Genomic DNA, 20,868 nt, shown 5'->3' with positions numbered 1-20,868 from the left:
CGTCCGGCCAGAAACTGCCGGGCGTGACGGTCTCCTATTCGGGGCAATACCACTACAACAACTACGACAACACCGAGCACGACTGGCAACTGCCGTTCGGCAACGCGCCGTTCGTGACGGGGCGCCCTGGCGGCTACACACAGGCGGCGCCAGCCTCCCTCAAGGACTACACGCTACCGGGCTATTTTTCGACGCTGAGCTCAAACGGCACGATCTTGGGCACGGACGCCAGCGTCAATAACACGGCCGGTAACGCATCGATTCCGCCGCTCGGCCTGCTGCCGGGGCAATCGGTGCCGGGACTCACGCCGACCAAGCTGAACGGTAACGCGAGCGGCGCGAAATCGGGGGCGTCGTCGGTGCATGGCGGACCGTCCGCGCCGCTCGATCCGATCCTTGCCAGCGCGACGGCGCTGGACGTCCTGAACAACCTCACCATTCCACAAGGAGGATTGTTCAAGCCGACCGCCGCGCCGAACGCGAGCTATGTGATCGAGACGAACCCGGCGTTCACGAACCTGAAGAACTTCGTCTCCAGCGACTACTTCTTCAGTCAGATCGGTGTCGACCTGACGCATATCCCGAAGCGCCTGGGCGACGGCTTCTACGAGCAACAACTGGTACGCAATCAGGTGACATCGCTGACGGGCAAGGCGGTGCTCGGACCGTACGCGGACCTGCAGACGATGTATGAATCGTTGATGGCGGCCGGTGCCGATCTGTCGCAATCGCTCGATCTGCCGATCGGCGCGAGCCTGTCGGCCGACCAGGTCGCCAAGCTGACCAGCAACGTGGTCCTGATGGAAACGCGCGTGGTCGACGGCCAGTCGGTGCTGGTGCCGGTCGTGTATCTCGCGCAAGCCAGCCAGCAGAACGTCAATGGCCCGCTGATCGCCGCAACCAACATCGATCTCCAGAACGCGCAGTCGTTCACGAACAGCGGCACGATCAAGGCGGACAACACGCTGGCGATCCAGGGCAAGCAGATCGACAACGCATTCGGTGCGCTGCAAAGCGGCGGACTGATGTCGCTTTCGACCGAGAACAACATCGATCTGACGTCGTCGAACGTGAAGGCCGGCAGCCTGCAGTTGGACGCGGGCAAGGACCTGATTCTCGACACGGCGACGAAGACGAACACGCGCGTGAGCCGGGACGGCGCGACGAGCGTGGTCACCACGCTCGGGCCGACCGCCAAACTCGACGTTGCGGGCAATGCTTCGATCACGACCGGTGGCAACTTCCAGCAGAACGCGGGCGACCTGTCCGTCGGCGGTAATCTCGGCATGAATGTCGGCGGCAACTGGGATCTCGGTGCCGTGCAGACGGGCGAGCACAAGATCGTGCAGCGGGCCAATGGTGTGTCGAATACTGACATCAACAAGGTGACCGGTAGTTCGGTCAGCGTCGGTGGACGATCGAGCATCGGCGTCGGTGGCGATTTGACCGCACGCGGCGCGCAGATCGACCTGGGTCAGGGGGGGACGATCGCGGCCAAGGGCAACGTGACGCTCGGCACGGCGAGTGCGACCTCGACCGTGAACAGCAACAGTTCGGGCAGCGACAGTCACGGCAGCTATGCCGAGACGCTGCACACGTCCGACCAGGCACTGACCGGCACGACGCTGAAGGGAGGCGATACGGTCAATATCGTCTCGGGGAAGGACATGACGCTTTCCGGTAGTACCATCAGCCTCGACAAAGGCAATGCGAACCTGCTGGCCGCCGGCGACGTGAACGTCGGTGCGGCAATGGAGACGCATGAACTCAACTCACACGAAACGCATAGCCACAGCAATGTGGTGAGCGGCGTAAAGATTGCGAGCGGGATCGACCAGACGATGACGCTCAATCGTGGCAGTCTGGTGTCGGCCGACGGCGTGAATATAGTCAGCGGAAAGGACGTCAATGTTCAGGGCAGCACCCTCGTCGGGACGAACGACGTGACGCTCGCTGCCGCGCGCAACGTGAAGGTGACGACGTCGCAGGATACCTTGCAGTCGTCGAGCTACTACGACAAGAAGGAATCGGGGCTGATGTCGGGCGGCGGTCTGTCGGTGTCGGTTGGCAGCAGTTCGCTGAAGACCAGCAGTCAGACGACCGAGGTGTCGAACAACGGCAGCACGATCGGTTCGCTGAAGGGCAACGTCAGCATCACTGCGGCGAACGATCTGCACGTAACGGGAAGCGACCTGATTGCGGCTCAGAACCTGAGCGGAACCGGCGCGAACGTGACGATCGACGCTGCGCAGGACATCCATCGCCGGGGCGAGACGCAGGACGTGTCGAAGAGCGGCCTGACGTTGGCGCTGAAAGCGCCCGTGATCGATGCGGTGTCGAATGCCGTAGGTCAATCGCGAGCGACCGGTCGTAGCCAGGACGGCCGCGCCGCAGCGTTGCACGGGATGGCGGCGGCCAGCGCGGCATGGGATGCGAACTTGGCCGCTGGCGATCTGGTCAATACACTGGGGGCAGGCGAAACACCCCAGTTCAAGGTTGAGGTCAGCGTCGGCAGCAGTCACAGCAAGAGTGCGTTCTCGGAAGATAGCGTGACGAATCGCGGCTCCAGCGTCATGGCAGGCGGAACCGCGGCGTTCGCGGCGACGGGTAACGGCCAGCCGGGAAGCGGCAATGTGATGATCGCGGGCTCAAACGTGAACGCGAACGATGTGATCCTGGCGGCAAAGAACCAGATCAATATCGTCAACACGACCGATACGGACTCGACGCGCAGCACGAACGATTCGAAGAGCGCGAGCGTGGGCGTGTCGGTTGGCACGGGTGGCTTCGGTGTCTCGGCGGCGATGTCGAAAGCCAGCGGCGACGGCAACAGCGACTTGGTCACGCAGAACAACAGCCATGTGAGCGCGGCAAACAGCGTGACGATCATCTCGGGGGGCGATACGAACCTCATCGGATCGACCGTGAAGGGTAACCAGGTGAATGCCGACGTGGGCGGAAATCTGAACATCGCGAGTGTGCAGGACACGTTGTCGAGCGCGGCGCATCAGTCGAGTTCAGGCGGCGGCTTCAGCATCAGCCAGGGCGGCGCCAGTGGAAACTTCAGCCAGAGCAAGGGCAACGCGTCGGGAAGCTATGCGGGCGTCAATGAGCAGGCCGGAATTCATGCGGGCGCCGGCGGGTTCAATGTCAACGTGGCCGGCAATACCGACCTGAAGGGCGGATTGATTGCGAGCGACGCGGATGCGTCGAGGAATTCGCTGACCACAGGGTCGCTCTCCTTCTCGGACGTCCAGAATCAGTCGCACTACGATGCGAGCTCGAGCGGTTTCAGTGCGGGCGCGACGACCGGCGATGGCGGGATGAACTACAGCACACATGGCAGCGCGTCAGGCAAGAATACGGGCGGTGCGGCGCCCATGCTTGGCCAGAACGATAGTGGCAGCGAAAGCGCGACGACGAAGAGCGGCGTCAGCGCGGGGACGGTCACGATTAGGGATTCGGTGAACCAGAAGCAGGATGTGGCAAGCCTGAACCGCGATACGACGAATACGAACGGTACAGTTTCCAAGCTCCCCGACATGCAGAATCTGTTGAGCAATCAGGCGGACGTGATGGCGGCGGCCAGCGCAGCCGGTGAAGCGGTGTCGCGCCGGATCGGGGACTACGCGGACAAGATGATGAAGGAGGCCGCGGCGAACGGGGACAAGGCTGGCGTTGACGCGTGGAAGGAAGGCGGAGCGAATCGAGCGCTGATGCAAGGTGCCGGCGCGGCGCTGGTGACGGGGCTGGCGGGCGGTAACGCGGTAGGCGGCGCAGCCGGCGCGGCGATTGCGTCGATCGCGTCGGGCAAGTTGAGCGAACTGAGCGGCGCAATCGCGGGCAGCGATCCGACCGGCGACGCCAATATGAATCAGGCACTGGGCAACATCGTGACGAATGCACTTGCGACGGGGGCTGGTGCGGCGGTGGGTGGTGAATCGGGGGCGTTCTCGGGGTACAACGTGGATCGGTTCAACCGGCAATTGCATGCGGAAGAAAAGGCGCTCGCGAAACAACTGGCGGAAAAAAGCAAGGGTAAATACACCCAGGCACAGATCGAAGATCAGATGCGAGTCATGGGCGTATCGGTTGATGGCCGGCATCAATCAGGCGCGCCGGAGACGCTGGTGGGGCAAGCACCGACGGACTCTGAGGCGAAATGGATTTATGCGGGTTCGACGACCGACGGGAAACCAATTCTGACTCAGGCAACGGTGCAGGTGAACTCGGATCTGCAGGTGTATATCGTGGCAAACGCGGACTCGACAATGAATAGTCAAGTGCCGAGTCAGTTTAATTACGACCGCATCGCAAGTAGTGGACCGGGATTCAGTCTGACAGGGCCGTTTACGAAATTCGATCGATCGGATGCCCACTATATGAGAAATACAACGGCAGACGTGGCGGGGATGGTTTAAACAAATACGGGAAGATTCAGTGCTGCGACTGCGGCACTGGCAAGTATTCCTTCGCCGTTATCCGGTGAACTGTCTGCCGCGGCCTATGCGGCAACAGTTGCTGGATTCGCGGCTGATACATTGGCTCAAATCGTGAAACCGGATGTAGGTCAATACGCCGTATCAGGCGCCGCGAGCCTAATTGGGGGTAACTTGTCAGAGCGAGCGCCTGGCCTTGGGCCTGCGATAAACGAAACAGTCAACAAATTCAATAATAGCGATGAAGGGAGAGAGGTGCGGAATTCAATAAATAAATATTGGTCTGATTTCTTTGATTATTGGAGTGAAAGATGAGGAAAATCGGATTCTTTGAAAATGGAAACTTCACTCGATGGCTGCGGACTTTCCTACTTGTTTTTGGCCTTCTAATTATGCTTGTTGCATATCGGTACGTACCACCCGCGCCATTCGGAGGGTTTTTGTTGCTATTGGGCTTTGGTGTTGCCGCTGTTGGTGGATGTGCAAGCAGGGCGCATTTGCTAAAAATCAAACCATTCGATAACAGTTATAAGAAAGCGCGCAATAGTTATAAGTCGAGTGGTGGCGAAAGTAAATATAAATGAAACTGTCGAAAAAGCAAGGGTAAATATATTCAGGCGAAAATTGAGGATCAGATATGCGTCATGGATGTGTCCGATGCGAGAGATGGATCGGTGGCACCTGGAACGGCCGAGGAATTGCATGGTCGCACTCCAAGCGATTCCGGTGCCAGTTGGTTAAATACAGGATTGTCTAATGAAAATGGAAACTCTCTGGTTGTTCAAGTAATGTCGGAAGCGAATCCGGCATTGCAAAACTTCTTTATGGAAAACTACAATTCCGCTGCACCAGGGCAAGTGCCGAGTGTCTATACATATGTGCCGACCCAAGTTGGGTTGGATGTGCAGGGAGTGGTGGCTAATGCTGCAGGCAATGTGTTGACTGCTGCTGGACGATTTGGGACAGTCGCTGCGGCTGGAGCGACTATACCATCGCCTTACGCGCCAGGATTGGCTACGGCAGTGATCGGCATGGTAGCGGATGCTGTAGTGCAGGTTGTGAAACCTGATGTTGGGAAATATTGGACGAATAGCGGAGGCGCCATGATTTCCGATCGACTCTCAACAAAGTATCCACTTGCGACGCCTATAATCAATGAGGCTGCAAACAATTTTAACGACAGCAGATTGTCTCAATCAATACAGGGCTTCATAAATTCCTCTTGGGCACGTATTGTCAATCAACCGGAGAATAAATGAAACTTATCGACAACGGGAACTTGACCGGGTTGATGTGTGCCACCTTGATTGCGGCGGGCATAGGGATATCGTATTGGGCATTCAAATATGCGCCTCCCTCGATTTGGAGCGTGCTTTTAGCGTTGCTCGGATTCTTGCTTATGGCTATCGGTGGCTTGAGCAGTCGTGCTCGTCTACTAAAAATTAAACCCTTCGGTAGCAACTACAAGAAGGTACGTGATAGCTATAAAACGAACGTCGGTGCAGACGCTGATAAGCCCAAATGAAAAATCCCCACTGGCTGCCGCTACTGCCGTTTGCTACGTTGGTCGCGACAAGCTTATCTGCCCAAGAAGCTCCGCGCTTCGCCATTCCAGGCATTGACCAGCAAACCCGGTAGCAGGAAGAAGCGCGGAACCGCCTGTTGAAGCTCTCGATATAGGCACTTCCCACCGACTTGCCAGGTCGGATGAACGACAGCGTGGCACCGGCTTCGTAGGCCCATGCATCCAGCCCTTGCCAGCGAACTCCTGCCTGTTGTCGAGCAGGCAAGCCTCGCACTCCTTCAGCCGCTCGAGCACTTGCCGTAGGTCCGGCAGCGAAGCATCGACCTCGACGGCCAAGCAATCGCGCGCGTAGGGCTGCAGTTGAATTTTATTTTAGGTCCGAGTGCTGACAAGGAAAAGAAATGAAGCTCATCGACGACGGTAATTTCTCCGGTTGGCTTAGAGTTGTCCTTTTTTAGTTGGTTTAGCCCTGGCCGTGGGAGGGCTCGGACTTGACCAAATGCCCCGATGGATCAGAGTCGGAGCATTTCTCTCTGGCTTTGCGATGATGGCCCTTGGAGGTATTTCCAGTCGAGCACATATGCTGAAGATCAAGCCCTTCGATAGCAGCTACAAAAAGGCGCGCAAAAACTACGAAGCGAAGGGCGACGATTCGGATAGGCGCTCATGATAGTGGATTAAGTTATTTTGAGTTAAAGCAGCGAACCATGAAAAACTGTGAGCAATAGCGATAGTTCAAATAAGATTCAAGGGATACTAAATTCTTATTGGCAAGGCGCTGTGAACGCCACAACGGAAAAGGTGGATGGGAATGATGCGAAAAATTAAACTGATCGAAGGTGGGAATTTCCCTCGATGGCTGAGGTTGATTCTTGTCGTGATAGGATTGTTGATGATGTATGTTGCAGTCAAATTCATTCCGCCATCACCTTTGGGGGGAATTGCACTGCTATCCGGTTTTGGGATCGCGCTGGTCGGCGGATTTGCAAGTCGTGCTGCAATGTTAAAAATCAAACCATTTGACAACCGCTACAAGAAGGCGCGCGATAGTTATAAGAAGAATGATAGAGAAGACCGATAGAGAAGACCGAGACAAGTCGAAATGAGAAATTCTCATCGGCTGCCGCTACTATTGCACACTACTTCAAGCTGAAACCGCATGCTGTCGTGTAGCCAGGGCGATATGTTCGGCACGCAGATTGAGGCAATCTTGTAGCCTACGAATGCTGGCGGTGCCGATCGCCCCGACGGCCAGTTCAATCCAGTCACATGACAAGTGCACCATCCAAAAAAACGCCGTTCAGCGAAGCGACTGAACGGCATCAAGACATCTATTTTTCACCGCCGAACCACCCGTCTCAGCCCTCCCCCTCACCTTCCCCCACCGGCACAGCCATCCGCGCCCTCACGCGCTTGCGGATCTCCGAATCGAGGATCAGCCGCCCGCGCAGCTTGCCCTTCATGCGCTTCACATGCTTGGGCGCCTCGGTCATGTGCTCCACCATCAGCGCGCGCACCTTCTCCACATCACGCGCCCGCGCCGCCTCGGTGATGGCGCGATGGATCGACACGTTGGCCTCGCCGAAACGCTTGTGCTCGGCCAGCGGCGTGTCGTTCCGGAACTCGATCAACTGCCGGATCATCTCGTTGATCAGCTCGCAGGTGAAGCGCAGGAACGGGTTCGGGTTGGCCGACGCGAGGATGTCGTGGAAGGTCATGTCCTCCTGCCGCTGGCGCACCAGGTTGCCGCGATCGTGCGGCCCGGCCGCGCCGTCGCAACAGGCGATGTTGGCCTCCAGTGCGGCGAAGTCGCGCTCGGTCAGGTGCGGTACCGCGCCGGCCGCCAGCTCCGGCTCCAGCAGCTTGCGCACCGTGTAGATATCGTCGATCGACACGTCCTTGAAGAACAGGTAGTTCTGCAGCAGCTGCAAGGTGCGGTCGAGCGGCACCTCCACCACCATCCCGCCGCCGCCGGGGCCGGTGGTCACCTTGATGAGCCCCTGCACCTCGAGCGACTTCAGCGCCTCGCGCACGGTGCTCTTGCTGACCGAATAGAGCTGCTGCAGCTCGGCTTCGCGAGGCAGCCGATCGCCCGGCTTCAGGTCCTTCTCGGTGATCAGCCGCTTGATTTCCTCGGCGACCAGATCCGCGCGCTTCTGCTGCTTGATCTCGACCGCGACAGCCGCTTTCGCTCGCTCCATGCCCATCTTCCTGACTCCCTTCCTGTTCTGGCGGCGCCTGCCGGCCGCGTTGCGCGCGGTGGCGGTGGCCGGTTCGCGGTAGCGAATTTTGCCTGATTGACAGTGGATTTTGACATACCTAGGATCATGTTCATCCTATTTATCATGATAAATAGGATGAACCGATGGCCGCCCGAGCGAGGCGGCCCGAGCGATCGGCAGCCGGCCGGCTCGCGAGCGTCCATCCCCGAAGGAGCATCGACTTGAATCGCCGTGAACTGTTGAAACTGGCCGCCGCGTCGGCCACGCCGGGTGCGCTCGGCGCCCTTGCCTCCCGTGCCGCGTTCGCCGCCGGCGCGCCGCTCGAGCTGGCCTGCCCGGTGCCGATGTCGGGCCCGTTCGCGGCCAACGGCAAGTACGCCGACCTCGGCATGAAGCTGGCCGTGCAGCAATACGGCCAGGTGCTCGGCTCGCCGCTGTCCTACGTCACGCTCGACACCGAGGGCAAGCCCGCCACGGCGGTGCGCCGGGTGCAGGAAGTCGCGCAGCAGAAGGGCGTGCGCTACTTCGCGGGCGGCATCCTGTCCTCGGAATCGCTGGCGATGGGCAAGGAGGTGGAGAAGGCAGGCGGCGTGTTCATCACCACCGCGGGCGCCGACGAGATCACCGGCAAGGACTGCAACAGCGCCACCTTCCGCTGGTCGGTGCCGACCTTCGGCGCGATCGAGCAGACCGTGCGCCCGCTGATCAAGATGCTGCCGAACGCGAAGCGCTGGTACACCATCACGCCGCAATACGTGTTCGGCGAGGGCCTGCTGTCGGCCGCCAAGGCGATCTTCCAGGAAGCCGGCATCCAGCACGTCGGCAACAGCTATCACTCGCTGGCCGAGAAGGAATTCAGCGGCTACCTGACCAACGCCGTCGCCGCCAAGCCCGACGTGCTGCTGATCCTGAACTTCGGCTCGCAGTCCTCGGACACGCTGCGCCAGGCGGTCAGCTTCGGCATGAAGCGCAACTGCACGATCCTGATGGCCTGGGCCTCGGGCCTGGAGCAGTTCGAGACGCTCGGCGCGGATCTCTGCGACGGCGTGTATTTCGGCGCGCAGTATTGGCACGGCATCGATTCGCCGCTCAATCGCGATCTCGTCAAGCGCGCCAACGCGACCTTCCACGCCAACCCGAACTACAGCCTGGCCGGCTCCTACATCTGCACCAAGATCCTGCTCGACGGCATGCTCAAGGCCGGCACCACCGATCCGAAGAAGGTGATCGCCACGCTGGAGGGCATGAAGTACGACGGCCTCACCGGCCCCGAGGAAGTGCGCCGCGCCGATCACCAGGTGCTGAAGAACTACTACCTGCTCAAGGGCAAGGCGAAGAACCGCATGAAGAACGCCGACGACTACGCCGACATCGTCAGCTCCGGCCAGTCCTTCCTGGCCGCCGACAAGACCGGCTGCAAGCTCGGCTGACCGGCCAACGCGACGACGGAGGCGCCCGGCGCCTCCTTTCCTTTCCGCGGATCCTTCCTGCCATGAATGTCTATCTGCTGCAGATCGTCAACGGCATCGGCGTCGGGATGCTGTACTTCCTGCTCGCCGTCGGCCTGTCGATCGTGTTCGGCCTGCTGCGCTTCGTGAATTTCGCGCACGGCGCCTTCTACCTGCTGGGCGCCTACTTCTGCTACCAGGCGCTGCAATGGGAAGCGAACTTCTGGGTCGCGCTGCTGCTGGTGCCGCTCGCGGTGGGCGCCTTCGCCTGGCTGGTCGAGAAGCTGGTGCTGCGCCACGTCTACGCGCAGGCCCATGAATTCCACATCCTCGTCACGGTCGGCCTCGCGCTGGTGCTGCAGGAATGCGCGATCCTCGTGTGGGGCCCGCTCGGCGACAACGTGCCGGTGCCGGCCTCGCTCGACGGCGTGGTGATCTGGGGCAGCTTCGTCTATCCGAAGTACCGGCTGTTCGTGATCGGCTTCACCGCGGTGCTGGCCGCGCTGCTCTGGTGGCTGCTGGAAGGCACGCGACTGGGCAGCACGGTGCGCGCCGGCAGCGAGGCGGCCGAGATGGTGTCCCTGCTCGGCATCAACGTGTCGCGCGTGTTCAGCCTGGTGTTCGCGCTGGGCGCCGCCACCGCCGCGCTGGCCGGCGTGCTGGCCGCGCCGATCCGCGGCGTCGATCCCTTCATGGGCATCGAGGCGCTCGGCGTCGCCTTCGTGGTGGTGGTGGTCGGCGGCATGGGCAACTTCCTCGGCGCGCTGGTGGGCGGCCTGCTGGTCGGCATCGTGCAGAGCGTGATGAGCACGCTGTGGCCCGAGGGCGCGCGGCTGATGATCTACGTGGCGATGGCGGCCGTGCTGCTGCTGCGTCCCAACGGCTTGCTCGGGAGGGCCGCATGATCGATGGTTCGAAACCGCTGGTGGCCGCGCCGCGCCAGGACGAGGCGGCCGACATGGCCGTCGACGGCGCCGCTGCGCGCGGCATCTGGCGCCGCCATTACGAGACCTGGCTGGCGATCGCGGTGGCCTGCGCGCTGCCGCTGGCGCTGAATTCCGGCTCGCTGGCCACCGAGGTGCTGGTCTATGCGCTGGCCGCCCTCGGCTGCAACCTGCTGCTCGGCTACACGGGCCTGCTCTCGTTCGGCCAGGGCATCTTCTTCGGCCTGGGCAGCTACACCGCCGGCATCGTGCTGACGCGCTTCGCGCTGCCCCTGCCGCTCGCGCTGGCGGCGGCCGTCGCGATCGGGGCGCTGGCCGCCGCCGTGGTGGGCTGGTTCTCGATCCGCCAGCGCGGCACCTACTTCGTGATGCTGACGCTGGCCTTCGGGCAGTTGTTCTACTTCCTCGCCTACACCACGCCGGATCTCACCGGCGGCGACAACGGCCTGCTCGACATCCCGCGCCCGGCGCTGTCGATCGCCGGCCACACGCTGCTGCCGCTGGCCACGCCCTGGCAGTTCTACGGCTTCGTGGCGGTGCTGTTCGTGGCGGCGTTCTGGCTGCTGCGGCGCGTGACGCTGTCGGTGTTCGGCCGCACCTTGCTGGCGATTCGCGACAACGAGGCACGCGCCGCCGCGGTCGGCTACGACGTGCCGCGCTTCAAGCTGCTGGCCTTCGTGCTGTCGGGCGCGGTGACGGGCCTGGCCGGTGCGCTGCATGCGCTGATGACGGGCATCGCGCCGCTGTCCAACATCGACTACCACACCAGCGAGATGATCCTGGTGACCACCGTGATCGGCGGCACCGGCAAGCTGTTCGCCTCGGTGCTGGGCGCGGTGTTCTACGTGCTGTTCTCGGACTGGCTCTCGACGCTGTGGCCGCGCTGGCTGCTGCTGCTCGGCCTGGTGCTGATCGCCGTGAGCCTGTTCATGCAGCGCGGCCTGTGGGGGCTGGGCGAGCGCATCGTGGCCGCGCTGCGCGGCCGCAAGGATCAAGGGAGGCAGGCATGAGCGAGGCGATTCTCGAGGCGAGCGGCATCGTCAAGCGCTACGGCAAGTTCACCGCGCTGGGCGGCGTGGACCTGCGCATCGCGCCGCGCACCGTGCATTCGGTGATCGGCCCCAACGGCGCCGGCAAGACCACGCTGTTCCATGTGCTGACCGGCACCGTGCCGATCAGCGCGGGCCGCATCCTGTTCGACGGCGACGACGTCACGCGCGAGCCCGACCACCGCCGCGTGCGGCGCGGCATCGCGCGCTCGTTCCAGGTCACCAGCCTGTTCCCGAACCTGTCGGTGCGCGAGAACCTGCGCATCGCCGCGCAGGGCGTCGAGGCGCGCCGCGCCTTCAACGCCTGGACGCCGCCGCGCGGCGCGCTCGCGCAACGCGAGACGATCGACGCGGTGATCGAGCGGCTGGCGCTGCAGCGCTTCGCCGGCAGCGCCGCCAGCGCGCTCTCGCACGGCCAGCAGCGGCGGCTGGAGGTCGGCATGGCGCTGGCCGCGAAGCCGCGCGCGATCTTCCTCGACGAGCCCACCTCGGGGATGGGCATCGACGACCTGGACGACATGAAGACGCTGATCCGCGGCCTGCGCGACGACTACACGGTGGTGCTGATCGAGCACAACATGGGGATCGTGATGGACATCTCGGACACCATCACGGTGATGCAGCAGGGCCGCGTGCTGGTGGAGGGCAAGCCCGACGCGATCCGCGCCGACGAGCGGGTGCGCCGCGCCTATCTCGGCAACATGATCACGGGAGGTCGCGCATGATGCTCGAACTCGACGCGGTGCACGGCTACTACGGCAAGAGCCACGTGCTGCAGGGCGTGTCGATGACGATCGGCGAGGGCGAGACGGTTACCCTGCTGGGCCGCAACGGCGCCGGCAAGTCCACCACGCTGAAGGCGATCGCCGGGGTGGTAGCGCCGCGCCAGGGCCGCGTGAGCTTCGACGGCGCCGCGCTGGCCGGCCTCGCGCCGCATCGGATCGCCGCGCGCGGGGTGTGCTTCGTGCCCGAGCATCGCGGCATCTTCCGGCTGCTGACGGTGGAGGAGAACCTGCGGCTCGGCGCGCGGCGCGATTCGCCCTGGCAACTGGAGGACATCTACCGGATCTTCCCGCGCCTGAAGGAGCGGCGCCGCAACGGCGGCGCGCAGCTCTCGGGCGGCGAGCAGCAGATGCTGGCGATCGGCCGCGCGCTGATGAACCGGCCGCGCCTGTTGATGCTCGACGAGCCGGTCGAGGGCCTGGCGCCGGTGATCGTCGAGGAGATCGTGGCCCAGCTCAAGCTGATCAAGGCGGCCGGCGTGGCGATCCTGCTGGTCGAGCAGAACCTGGAGGTCTGCACCCAGCTGGCCGATCGCCATTACGTGATCGAGCAGGGCGCGATCGTCTACCAGGGCGACAACGCGGCCTTTCTCGCGGACCAGTCGGTGCGCGACCGTTACCTGGGCGTCGGCGTCGCCTGAGCGACGCCGCCCCGCCAACCGAGGACACATCGATGCAAGTTCTGGATACCCCCCGCGGCGCGCGCGAGGACGCCGCGCCGGCCCTGCGCGTGAACGGCGCGCGGCTGTGGGACAGCCTGATGCAGCTCGCGCGGATCGGCGCGACCGACAAGGGCGGCGTGTGCCGCCTCGCGCTGACCGAGCTCGACCGGCTCGCGCGCGACCGCTTCTCGGCCTGGGCGCAAGAGATCGGCTGCACGGTGCGCGTGGATGCGATCGGCAACGTGTTCGCGCGCCGCGCCGGGCTGCGCGAGGACCTGCCGCCCGTGATGACGGGCAGCCATATCGACACCCAGCCCACCGGCGGCAAGTTCGACGGCAACTACGGCGTGCTGGCCGGGCTGGAGGTGCTGCGCACCCTGGCCGACGCGGGCCTGCGCACGCTCGCGCCGCTCGAGGTGGCGGTCTGGACCAACGAGGAGGGCTCGCGCTTCGTGCCGGTGATGATGGGTTCGGGCGTGTTCGCCGGGGCCTTCACGCTCGATCACGCGCTCGACCAGCGCGACCGCGAGGGCGTGTCGGTGCGCGAGGCGCTGGCCGCGATCGGTTATGCCGGCGAGACCGCCGGCTCGCATCCGGTGGGCGCCTATTTCGAGGCGCATATCGAGCAGGGGCCGGTGCTGGAGGCCAACCAGACCACCATCGGCGTGGTGCGGGCCGCGCTCGGCCAGCGCTGGTACGACGTGACGATCCACGGCATGGAGGCGCATGCCGGCCCGACGCCGATGGAGCTGCGCCGCGACGCGCTGCTGCCGGCCGCCGCGTTGATCGCCGCGGTCAACCGCATCGCGCGTTCGCACGCGCCGCATGCGCGCGGCACGGTGGGCTGGGTCGACGTGCATCCGAACTCGCGCAACGTGATCCCGGGCCGCGTGACGCTGACCGTCGACCTGCGCGCGCCCGACGACGCCACCCTGAGCGCGATGGACGCCGCGCTGCGCGAAGCCTGCGCGCAGGCCGGCGCCGAGGCGGCGATGACCATCGACGTGGAGCAGGTGGTGTATTTCCCGCCGCAGCCCTTCGACGCGAAGCTGGTGGGCGCGGTGCGCGAGGGCGCGGCGCGGCTCGGGCTGTCGGCGATGGACATCGTCAGCGGCGCCGGCCACGACGCGGTGTACCTGGCGCGCGTGGCGCCGGCCGCGATGATCTTCGTGCCCTGCAAGGACGGCATCAGCCACAACGAGATCGAGGACGCGAGCCCCGAGCACCTGGAAGCCGGCTGCAACGTGCTGCTTCACGCGATGCTCGAGGCCGCGGGCCTGGCCCCGGCCGGGGCGGCCGCCGGCATGGAGGGCGCGTGATGCGGATCCTGATCGCGCGGATGAACCACGAGACCAATACCTTCTCGCCGGTGCCCACGCCGCTGGCCGCGTTCGGCGCGAACGGGCCGAGCTACGGCGCCGAGGCCTATCGCGACAACAAGGGCATGCGCACCGCGATGGCGGCCTTCATCGACGCGGCCGAGGCGGCCGGCGCCGAGCTGGTCACGCCGATCTCGGCCGGCGCGAACCCGAGCGGGCCGGTGGCGGCCGAGGCCTATGCCGCGATCTGCGAGGCGATCGTGGCCGCCGCGCCGGGCTGCGACGCGGTGATGCTCGACCTGCACGGCGCGATGGTGGCCGAGAGCACGCCCGACGGCGAGGGCGAACTGCTGGCGCGCGTGCGCGCCGCGTTGCCGGGCGTGCCGATCGCCGTCGCGCTGGACCTGCACGGCAACGTCACGCAGGCGATGATCGACCACGCCGACATCATCGTCAGCTTCAAGACCTATCCGCACGTCGACATGTACGAGACCGGCGAGCACGCGGCGCGGCTGCTGTTCTACACGCTCAACGGCCGAGCCCGGCCGGTGCTGGCCTGGCGGCGGCCGCCGCTGCTCAGCTCGACGCTGCGCAGCGCCACCGCCGAGGGCGCGATGCAGCGCGCGGTGGCGGCGGCGCGCGCGGCCGAGGCCGAGGGCATGCTGGCGGTGTCGATCCTGGCCGGCTTCTCGCTGGCCGATATCGCGGCGCCCTGCATCAGCGTGGTGGTGGTCGGCGACGGCGACGCGGCGCAGGCCGAGGCGGTGGCCGCGCGGATCGCCGCCGCGATCTGGGACGAGCGCGACGCCTTCGTCTATCGCAGCCCGCCGCTGGCCGAGTCGGTGGCCGAGGCGCTGGCGCTCGCGCGGGGCGCCGAGAAACCGGTGCTGCTGCTCGACCACGGCGACAACTGCATGTCGGGCGGCACCTGCGACACCATGGACCTGCTCGAGGCCGCGCTGGCGCAGGGGCTCGACGGCCTCGTCAGCGGGCCGCTCTGCGATCCCGAGGCGGTGGCGCTGCTCGTCGAGGGCGGCGTCGGCGCGAGCGTCACGCTGCCGGTCGGCAACAAGCGGCCGGCGCGCGACGGCTCGCAACGCGCGCCCTTCATGGCGCGCGGCACGGTGCTGGCGCTCACCGACGGCGAATACACCATCACCGGGCCGACCTATACCGGCCAGCGCGCGCACATGGGCCGCGCGGCCGTGCTCGACATCGGCGCGGCGGTGCTGGTGATCACCGAGCGCACCCACGAGCCCTGGGATCTGGGCGTGTTCGAGAGCGTCGGCGTCGATCCGCGCCGCGCGCGCTTCCTGCTGCTGAAGTCGCGCATGTACTGCCGGCCGGTGTTCGTGCCGATCTCGGCGGGCCTGGTCGAATGCGACAGCCGCGGCGTGACCGGTTCGGATTACGGATTGTTCGACTACCGGCATCTCGATCGGCCGGTCTATCCGCTCGACGCGGATACCGGCTGGGCGGCGCGCTGAGCCTCGCCCGCCGGGCCGGCGCCGTTTCGCGGCCGGCCCGGCAAGCCCTCCCTCAAGACGAGGTCGCGCCGCCGCGCGCGACATTCTCCTTGCCCTTCAGCGTCTGCGCGGCCAGCACGCCCGCCAGCGCGATGCCCCCGCCCACCAGGTGATAGGCCTGCAGCGATTCGCCGAGCCAGCCGATCGCGAGCAGCGCCGTGGCCACCGGCAGCAAATTCATGAACATCGCGCAGCGGCTCGGCCCGAGCCGGCGCACGCCTTCCAGCCAGAGCGCCGGCAGCACCACCGAGGCCAGCCCGCCCGCGTAGAGGATCAGCGGCAGGCTGGCGCGCGTCGGCACCGCCGCGCCGTGCGGCAGCCGCAACATCATCGGCACCATGCAGACCGCCGCGGCGCAGGCCTGCGCCAGGGTCGACTGCCAGACCGGCAGGGCGATCCGCCAGCGCTTGAGCAGCACGCCATAAAGCGCGTAGGCCGCCGCCGCGCCGATCATCAGCAGGTCGCCCGGCTGCACGCCGCGCGCCAGCAGGCTTTGCGGCGCGCCGCGCGTGATCAGCCAGACCACCCCCGCCAGCGAGACCAGCCCGCCCGCCACCATGCCCGGCGCCGGCGTCTCGCCGAGCAGGACCGAGCCGAGCGCCATCGTCATCAGCGGCACCAGGGCGGTGATGATCGCCATGTTGGTGGCGCTGGTGGTCTTGGCGGCCTCGTAGGACAGGCTCTGGAACAGCGCCATCGCCAGGAAGCCGAGCAGGGCCAGCTTCGGCCATTGCGCGACGATCGCCGCGCGATTGCGCCAGGCCGGACGCAGCGTGAAGCTGCACATCAGCGCGATCGCGAGCAGCAGGCGATAGAAGGTGATCGCGGACGGATCGATGGCGCTGGCCGACAGCTTGGAGACGGCGACATTGCCGGCCCACAGCAGGATCGCGCCGAGCGGAAAGAGGAAGGCGGGTGGTTTCATCGAGGCACTCCGGCATGACGGAAAACGGATCGCCATCGTGCGGCGCGCCGGGCGCGGCTGTCTGACGCCACCTGGGCAGATGTTGTCGCGAAACGGCCAGGCGATGCTCGAAAGCGCGCTTCGCCGTGGCGCGGGCCTGTTTGAAAACCCACGCCCGGCAAGGCTTCTCACCGCCCCGAATAGTTTTTCTTGCCGGCCCCGCCAGATCTTCTCGTTCGACGCGTCCGGGCCCCGGCGACGATAGTTGAGCCAACGGGAAGCGACACGGCTCCCGCCGAGACGAACCCTCTCAACCGACTCAAAGGAGCATCATCATGAAGCTGGCAAACAAGGTGGCAGTGATCACGGGCGGCACCTCGGGCATCGGCCTGGAAGCCGCGAAGCTGTTTCGCGACGAAGGCGCGAAGGTCGTGGTGTTCGGCACCAACGAGGCGCGCCTGAAGGACGCCGAGCGCGAATTGGGCGCCCAGGCCACCGCGCTGCGCGTCGACCTGCGCGACCCGGCGCAGATCGATCGGGCGATCGCCGAAGTGGTCGAAACCCACGGCCGGATCGACGTGGTCTATGCCAACGCCGGCGCGGGCAAGGCCGCGCCGCTCGAAGCGGTCACGCCGGAGCAGATCGAGGAACAGTTCTCGCTGAACGTGACAGGCCTGTTCTTCACGATCCAGAAGGCGGCGCCGCATCTGGTGGACGGCGCCAGCGTGGTGGTCACCACCTCGTTCCTCAACGAGGTCGGCACGCCGGGCCTGTCGATCCTGTCGGCGACCAAGGCCGCGGTGCGCTCGCTGGTGCGTTCGCTCGGCGCCGAACTCGCGCCGCGCGGCATCCGCGTCAATGCGGTGAGCCCCGGCCCGATCGACACGCCCTTCGCCACCAAGATGGGGATTCCCGAAGCCGACCTGAAGAAGTCGGGCGAGGCGCTGGCCGCCGCCGTGCCGCTCAAGCGGATCGGCTCGGCGGCGGAAGTCGCGAAGGCGGCGCTGTTCCTCGCCAGCGACGACGCGTCCTACGTGACGGGCGCCGAATTGGTGGTCGACGGCGGGCTGTCGCAGATCTGAGGTCGGTGGCGATCCGGCGAGCGCGAGGCGCGCGCCGATCGGCCCGCGCCTCGAACGAGAAAAGCCGGTCCACCTGGACCGGCTTTTTCACATCCGATGTATCGCTCCGGGCAGCGGCTTCGACGCATCAGGCCTTCTGCCGCGCCCGATACGCGGCCACCTTCATACGGTTGCCGCACAAGGCCATGCTGCACCAGCGGCGTCGATGCGACTTGGTGCGGTCATGGAACATCAGCGTGCAGTCCTCGCACTCGCACTTGCGCACCAGCCCGAAGTCGGCCTCGGCGAGCAGCCTGGCCAGCGCCTCGGCCACCGGCAGCAGCGCGGCGGTCGCGTTCAGGTCGGTGCGGCGCGACATCAGCTCGGGTTCGCCGCCCTTTTTCCATTGCAGCTCCAGGTGATGGCTGCCCGAGGCGAGCACGCGGTTCAGCGCGGCCGGGTCGCCCCATTTGCCTTCCTGGCGCTTCTCGACCAACTGGCGCGCCGCGTCGCGCAGCGCCAGCGCCGCTTCGCGCAGGCCGGCCGGGGCCGGGCCCGCATGGCCGGCCGGCAGCGCGCCGGCTTGCCTGAGCCAGTCGATCACGCTGGCGTCGCTGGCCAGCACGTCGGTGCGCGCCTCGCCGACGCCGTAGCGTGTGTTGATGAAATCGAGGGCGAGATCGTCGCCTATGAACAGGGCCGTCGAGCCGCCGGCCGGGCTTGCGGTGCTCATCCTGAACTCCCGGAAAGTCGATGGACGGATTGTAACTCATAAAAAATCTGTTGACAGGTTACTCGTGCGCTACGTAACCTTTAAAAACGATGTTGACGGTTACGTGGGGTGCGAGGGCACCCGCCGGCCGGCACACGGATCTTTCGACCAACGGAGGTTTTGCCATGAAGATCAAGCAGGTATTGATGGGTGCGCTGATGACGTTCGGCGTGGTGGAAGGGCTGGCGGGCGGCGCGGCGGCGCAGGCCGCGACGACGACGGCGGCGGCGGCGAGCGCGGCGGCCGCGCCGGTGGTGAGCCACCACTACGTGCAGGTCGACGACGTGAAGGTGTTCTACCGCGAGGCCGGCAACCCGTCGGCGCCCACCATCCTGCTGCTGCATGGCTTCCCGACCTCGTCCTTCATGTATCGCGAGCTGATCCCGCGCCTGGCCGACCGCTATCACGTGATCGCGCCGGACCTGCCGGGCTTCGGCTTCACGCAGAGCCCCGATCGCGCGCATTACGCCTACACCTTCGATCATCTCGCGCAAACCATCGACCACTTCACCGAAACCCTGCATCTCGACAAGTACGCGCTGCAGGTGTTCGACTACGGCGCGCCGGTGGGCTGGCGCCTGGCGGTGGCGCATCCGGAGCGCGTGACGGCGATCGTCACGCAGAACGGCAATGCCTATGTCGAGGGCCTGAGCGACGGCTGGAACCCGATCCAGAAGTACTGGAAGGATCCCACCCAGGAAAACCGCGATGCGCTGCGCGCGTTCCTCAAGCCCGAGGCGATCAAGTGGCAATACACGCATGGCGTGAAGGACCCGGACCAGGTCGCGCCCGAGGCTTACACGCTGGACGCCGCCTTCGTTGCGCGCCCCGGCAACGACGAGATCCAGCTCGACCTGTTCGGCGACTACGCGAGCAACGTGGCGCGCTACCCGGAATTCCAGGCCTATTTCCGCAAGTACCAGCCGCCGGTGCTGGCCGTGTGGGGCAAGAACGATCCGTTCTTCCTGCCGCCGGGCGCGGAAGCCTTCAAGCGCGACCTGCCGAAGGCCGAGGTGCATTTCTACGATACCGGCCACTTCGCGCTGGAAACCAACATCGCCGACATCGCGCCGGTGATCCACCACTTCCTCGACCGCAACGTGCCGCGCCGTTGAACGCGTGAGGCGATGACGAAGCAATGAAGCGGGATGCGGCACGTCGAGCGATCGGCGTGCCGCGTCTTGTCGTATTTGCGCGCTGATTGACCGGCCCGGAAGCCGCTGCGAGAATCCATCGCACCATCGGTACCCGGTCACGAGCGGATCATGCGAGCCCCGAACAACCTGAATGCCCTGCGCGCCTTCGAGGCGGTGGCTCGGCACCTGAGCTACCCGGCCGCGGCGGCCGAGCTGAACGTGACGCCGGCCGCGGTCGGGCAGTTGATTCGCGGGCTGGAGAGCTATCTCGACGTGGAGCTGTTCCATCGCGCCTCGTCAGGCCCGTCGCGGCTGACGCTGACCGATGCCGCGCGCGCGGCGCTGCCCGAACTGCAGGGCGGCTTCGACCTGCTGTCCACGGCGGTCGAGCGGCTGCGCGCGAGCAAGTCGCGGATCGTGTTCACCGTGACGGTGCCGCCGGCCTTCGCCGATTGCTGGCTGCTTTGGCGGGTCGAGTCGTTCCAGGTCCAGCATCCCTATTACGACCTGCGTATCGACATGAGCCGGCACCTGGTCGATCTGACCGCCGAACGCGTCGACGTGGCGATCCGCTATGGCGCCGGCAACTGGCCCGACCTGGCGTCCACCTACCTGTTGCGCGACGATTTCTTCCCGGTCTGCAGCCCTGCGCTGCTCGAAGGCGAGCATGCGCTGACCAGCCCCGCCGAGCTGCGCCATCACCGGCTGATCCACGACACCTCGATGAGCGACTTCGGCGTGTTCCCGACCTGGCGCTCGTGGCTGCGCAAGGCCGGCTACGCGAACCAGGTCGACTGCGATCGCGGCCTGCAGCTCAACGATTCCTCGTCGGCCTACCAGGCCGCGATCTCGGGCAACGGCGTGGCGCTCGGCCGGACCTCGCTGGTCGAGCGCGACCTGGCCGAGGGGCGGCTGGTGAAACCGTTCGATACCGTGCAGACCTGCGAGCTGGCCTACTACCTCGTGCATCGCAAGGGGCGCGAGAACGAAGCGCCGGTGGTGGCGTTCCGCGAGTGGCTGCTCGCCGAGGTGGGCGCCTAGCGAGCGGCCGCCGTTGCGCGCGCCGGCTCCACGGCGCC

At 65.3% G+C, this 20,868-nt stretch carries 17 protein-coding genes and 1 pseudogene; 15 read left to right on the top strand and 3 right to left on the bottom strand.

Going from position 1 to position 20,868, the window contains the following annotated elements; all coding sequences use genetic code 11:
• The 5 genes and pseudogenes from F3J18_RS18795 to F3J18_RS18775 form a co-directional block, all read left to right on the top strand.
• A pseudogene (locus F3J18_RS18795) lies at window positions 1-3,983 on the top strand (hemagglutinin repeat-containing protein); the annotation flags it as partial.
• A 767-nt stretch (window positions 3,984-4,750) separates the two neighbouring features.
• Entirely contained in the window at window positions 4,751-5,023 is a 273-nt protein-coding gene (locus F3J18_RS18790; RefSeq protein WP_166913615.1) for a hypothetical protein, read from the top strand.
• Between the two features lie 60 nt (window positions 5,024-5,083).
• Window positions 5,084-5,698 carry a hypothetical protein gene (locus tag F3J18_RS18785; protein ID WP_166913630.1) on the top strand — a complete coding sequence of 205 codons (615 nt, stop codon included), beginning with the start codon at window positions 5,084-5,086 and terminating at the stop codon, window positions 5,696-5,698.
• Window positions 5,695-5,964, top strand: coding sequence for a hypothetical protein (locus F3J18_RS18780; protein ID WP_152554370.1), 270 nt, complete (start codon window positions 5,695-5,697; stop codon window positions 5,962-5,964). The genes F3J18_RS18785 and F3J18_RS18780 overlap by 4 nt, the downstream gene beginning before the upstream one ends.
• An 805-nt stretch (window positions 5,965-6,769) precedes the next feature.
• Window positions 6,770-7,045, top strand: a complete 276-nt coding sequence (locus F3J18_RS18775; RefSeq protein WP_166913614.1) for a hypothetical protein — start codon at window positions 6,770-6,772, stop codon at window positions 7,043-7,045.
• A 277-nt stretch (window positions 7,046-7,322) separates the two neighbouring features.
• Here F3J18_RS18775 and F3J18_RS18770 read toward each other — a convergent pair whose 3' ends face one another.
• Window positions 7,323-8,171 carry an FCD domain-containing protein gene (locus F3J18_RS18770; protein ID WP_013691687.1) on the bottom strand — a complete coding sequence of 283 codons (849 nt, stop codon included), beginning with the start codon at window positions 8,169-8,171 and terminating at the stop codon, window positions 7,323-7,325.
• 236 nt (window positions 8,172-8,407) lie between these two features.
• Here F3J18_RS18770 and F3J18_RS18765 point away from each other — a divergent pair, with 236 nt between their 5' ends.
• The 7 genes from F3J18_RS18765 to F3J18_RS18735 all read left to right on the top strand — a co-directional run bounded on the left by F3J18_RS18765 (window position 8,408) and on the right by F3J18_RS18735 (window position 15,877).
• Window positions 8,408-9,616 carry an ABC transporter substrate-binding protein gene (locus tag F3J18_RS18765; RefSeq protein ID WP_166913629.1) on the top strand — a complete coding sequence of 403 codons (1,209 nt, stop codon included), beginning with the start codon at window positions 8,408-8,410 and terminating at the stop codon, window positions 9,614-9,616.
• Window positions 9,617-9,678: 62 nt separating this feature from the next.
• Window positions 9,679-10,539, top strand: coding sequence for a branched-chain amino acid ABC transporter permease (locus F3J18_RS18760; RefSeq protein WP_025098408.1), 861 nt, complete (start codon window positions 9,679-9,681; stop codon window positions 10,537-10,539).
• 53 nt (window positions 10,540-10,592) lie between these two features.
• Complete coding sequence (locus F3J18_RS18755) at window positions 10,593-11,588, top strand: branched-chain amino acid ABC transporter permease (protein ID WP_051598264.1); 996 nt, start codon at window positions 10,593-10,595, stop codon at window positions 11,586-11,588.
• A complete protein-coding gene (locus F3J18_RS18750) occupies window positions 11,585-12,352 on the top strand; it encodes an ABC transporter ATP-binding protein (RefSeq protein WP_166913628.1) in 768 nt (255 codons plus the stop codon). Before F3J18_RS18755 ends, F3J18_RS18750 begins: the two co-directional genes overlap by 4 nt.
• Window positions 12,349-13,050, top strand: coding sequence for an ABC transporter ATP-binding protein (locus F3J18_RS18745; protein ID WP_013691682.1), 702 nt, complete (start codon window positions 12,349-12,351; stop codon window positions 13,048-13,050). The genes F3J18_RS18750 and F3J18_RS18745 overlap by 4 nt, the downstream gene beginning before the upstream one ends.
• 32 nt (window positions 13,051-13,082) lie before the next feature.
• Complete coding sequence (locus tag F3J18_RS18740; RefSeq protein WP_166913627.1) at window positions 13,083-14,390, top strand: Zn-dependent hydrolase; 1,308 nt, start codon at window positions 13,083-13,085, stop codon at window positions 14,388-14,390.
• A complete protein-coding gene (locus F3J18_RS18735; RefSeq protein ID WP_166913626.1) occupies window positions 14,390-15,877 on the top strand; it encodes a M81 family metallopeptidase in 1,488 nt (495 codons plus the stop codon). The genes F3J18_RS18740 and F3J18_RS18735 overlap by 1 nt, the downstream gene beginning before the upstream one ends.
• 52 nt (window positions 15,878-15,929) lie before the next feature.
• Here the strand turns inward: F3J18_RS18735 and F3J18_RS18730 are convergent, their stop codons facing one another.
• Complete coding sequence (locus F3J18_RS18730; RefSeq protein WP_025098412.1) at window positions 15,930-16,841, bottom strand: DMT family transporter; 912 nt, start codon at window positions 16,839-16,841, stop codon at window positions 15,930-15,932.
• Between the two features lie 314 nt (window positions 16,842-17,155).
• Between F3J18_RS18730 and F3J18_RS18725 the strand changes: the two genes are divergently transcribed.
• The gene (locus F3J18_RS18725; protein ID WP_166913625.1) at window positions 17,156-17,902 is read left to right on the top strand and encodes an SDR family oxidoreductase; all 747 of its coding nucleotides are present in this window, start codon (window positions 17,156-17,158) and stop codon (window positions 17,900-17,902) included.
• Window positions 17,903-18,029: 127 nt separating this feature from the next.
• Here the strand turns inward: F3J18_RS18725 and F3J18_RS18720 are convergent, their stop codons facing one another.
• Entirely contained in the window at window positions 18,030-18,614 is a 585-nt protein-coding gene (locus F3J18_RS18720; RefSeq protein WP_166913624.1) for an ABATE domain-containing protein, read from the bottom strand.
• 164 nt (window positions 18,615-18,778) lie between these two features.
• On the opposite strand from F3J18_RS18720, the gene F3J18_RS18715 reads away from it, so the two are divergent.
• Window positions 18,779-19,768, top strand: a complete 990-nt coding sequence (locus tag F3J18_RS18715) for an alpha/beta hydrolase (protein WP_166913623.1) — start codon at window positions 18,779-18,781, stop codon at window positions 19,766-19,768.
• 150 nt (window positions 19,769-19,918) lie between these two features.
• On the top strand, window positions 19,919-20,830 hold the full coding sequence (gcvA, locus tag F3J18_RS18710; RefSeq protein WP_166913622.1) for a transcriptional regulator GcvA: 912 nt from the start codon (window positions 19,919-19,921) through the stop codon (window positions 20,828-20,830).
• Window positions 20,831-20,868: the final 38 nt, after the last annotated feature.

Source organism: Burkholderia sp. Ax-1720 (assembly GCF_011753035.1).
In the GTDB taxonomy this organism is placed as follows: domain Bacteria; phylum Pseudomonadota; class Gammaproteobacteria; order Burkholderiales; family Burkholderiaceae; genus Burkholderia; species Burkholderia gladioli.
The sequence above is the reverse complement of the archived record's forward strand: the minus strand, read 5'-3'. Positions and strand labels throughout refer to the sequence as shown.

Coding starts and splice junctions, on each gene's coding strand:
- F3J18_RS18790 (WP_166913615.1), top strand. CDS start 4,751: ATGAGGAAAATCGGATTCTTTGAAAATGGAAACTTCACTCGATGGCTG.
- F3J18_RS18785 (WP_166913630.1), top strand. CDS start 5,084: ATGGATGTGTCCGATGCGAGAGATGGATCGGTGGCACCTGGAACGGCC.
- F3J18_RS18780 (WP_152554370.1), top strand. CDS start 5,695: ATGAAACTTATCGACAACGGGAACTTGACCGGGTTGATGTGTGCCACC.
- F3J18_RS18775 (WP_166913614.1), top strand. CDS start 6,770: ATGGGAATGATGCGAAAAATTAAACTGATCGAAGGTGGGAATTTCCCT.
- F3J18_RS18770 (WP_013691687.1), bottom strand. CDS start 8,171: ATGGGCATGGAGCGAGCGAAAGCGGCTGTCGCGGTCGAGATCAAGCAG.
- F3J18_RS18760 (WP_025098408.1), top strand. CDS start 9,679: ATGAATGTCTATCTGCTGCAGATCGTCAACGGCATCGGCGTCGGGATG.
- F3J18_RS18755 (WP_051598264.1), top strand. CDS start 10,593: ATGGCCGTCGACGGCGCCGCTGCGCGCGGCATCTGGCGCCGCCATTAC.
- F3J18_RS18750 (WP_166913628.1), top strand. CDS start 11,585: ATGAGCGAGGCGATTCTCGAGGCGAGCGGCATCGTCAAGCGCTACGGC.
- F3J18_RS18745 (WP_013691682.1), top strand. CDS start 12,349: ATGATGCTCGAACTCGACGCGGTGCACGGCTACTACGGCAAGAGCCAC.
- F3J18_RS18740 (WP_166913627.1), top strand. CDS start 13,083: ATGCAAGTTCTGGATACCCCCCGCGGCGCGCGCGAGGACGCCGCGCCG.
- F3J18_RS18735 (WP_166913626.1), top strand. CDS start 14,390: ATGCGGATCCTGATCGCGCGGATGAACCACGAGACCAATACCTTCTCG.
- F3J18_RS18730 (WP_025098412.1), bottom strand. CDS start 16,841: ATGAAACCACCCGCCTTCCTCTTTCCGCTCGGCGCGATCCTGCTGTGG.
- F3J18_RS18725 (WP_166913625.1), top strand. CDS start 17,156: ATGAAGCTGGCAAACAAGGTGGCAGTGATCACGGGCGGCACCTCGGGC.
- F3J18_RS18720 (WP_166913624.1), bottom strand. CDS start 18,614: ATGAGCACCGCAAGCCCGGCCGGCGGCTCGACGGCCCTGTTCATAGGC.
- F3J18_RS18715 (WP_166913623.1), top strand. CDS start 18,779: ATGAAGATCAAGCAGGTATTGATGGGTGCGCTGATGACGTTCGGCGTG.
- gcvA (WP_166913622.1), top strand. CDS start 19,919: ATGCGAGCCCCGAACAACCTGAATGCCCTGCGCGCCTTCGAGGCGGTG.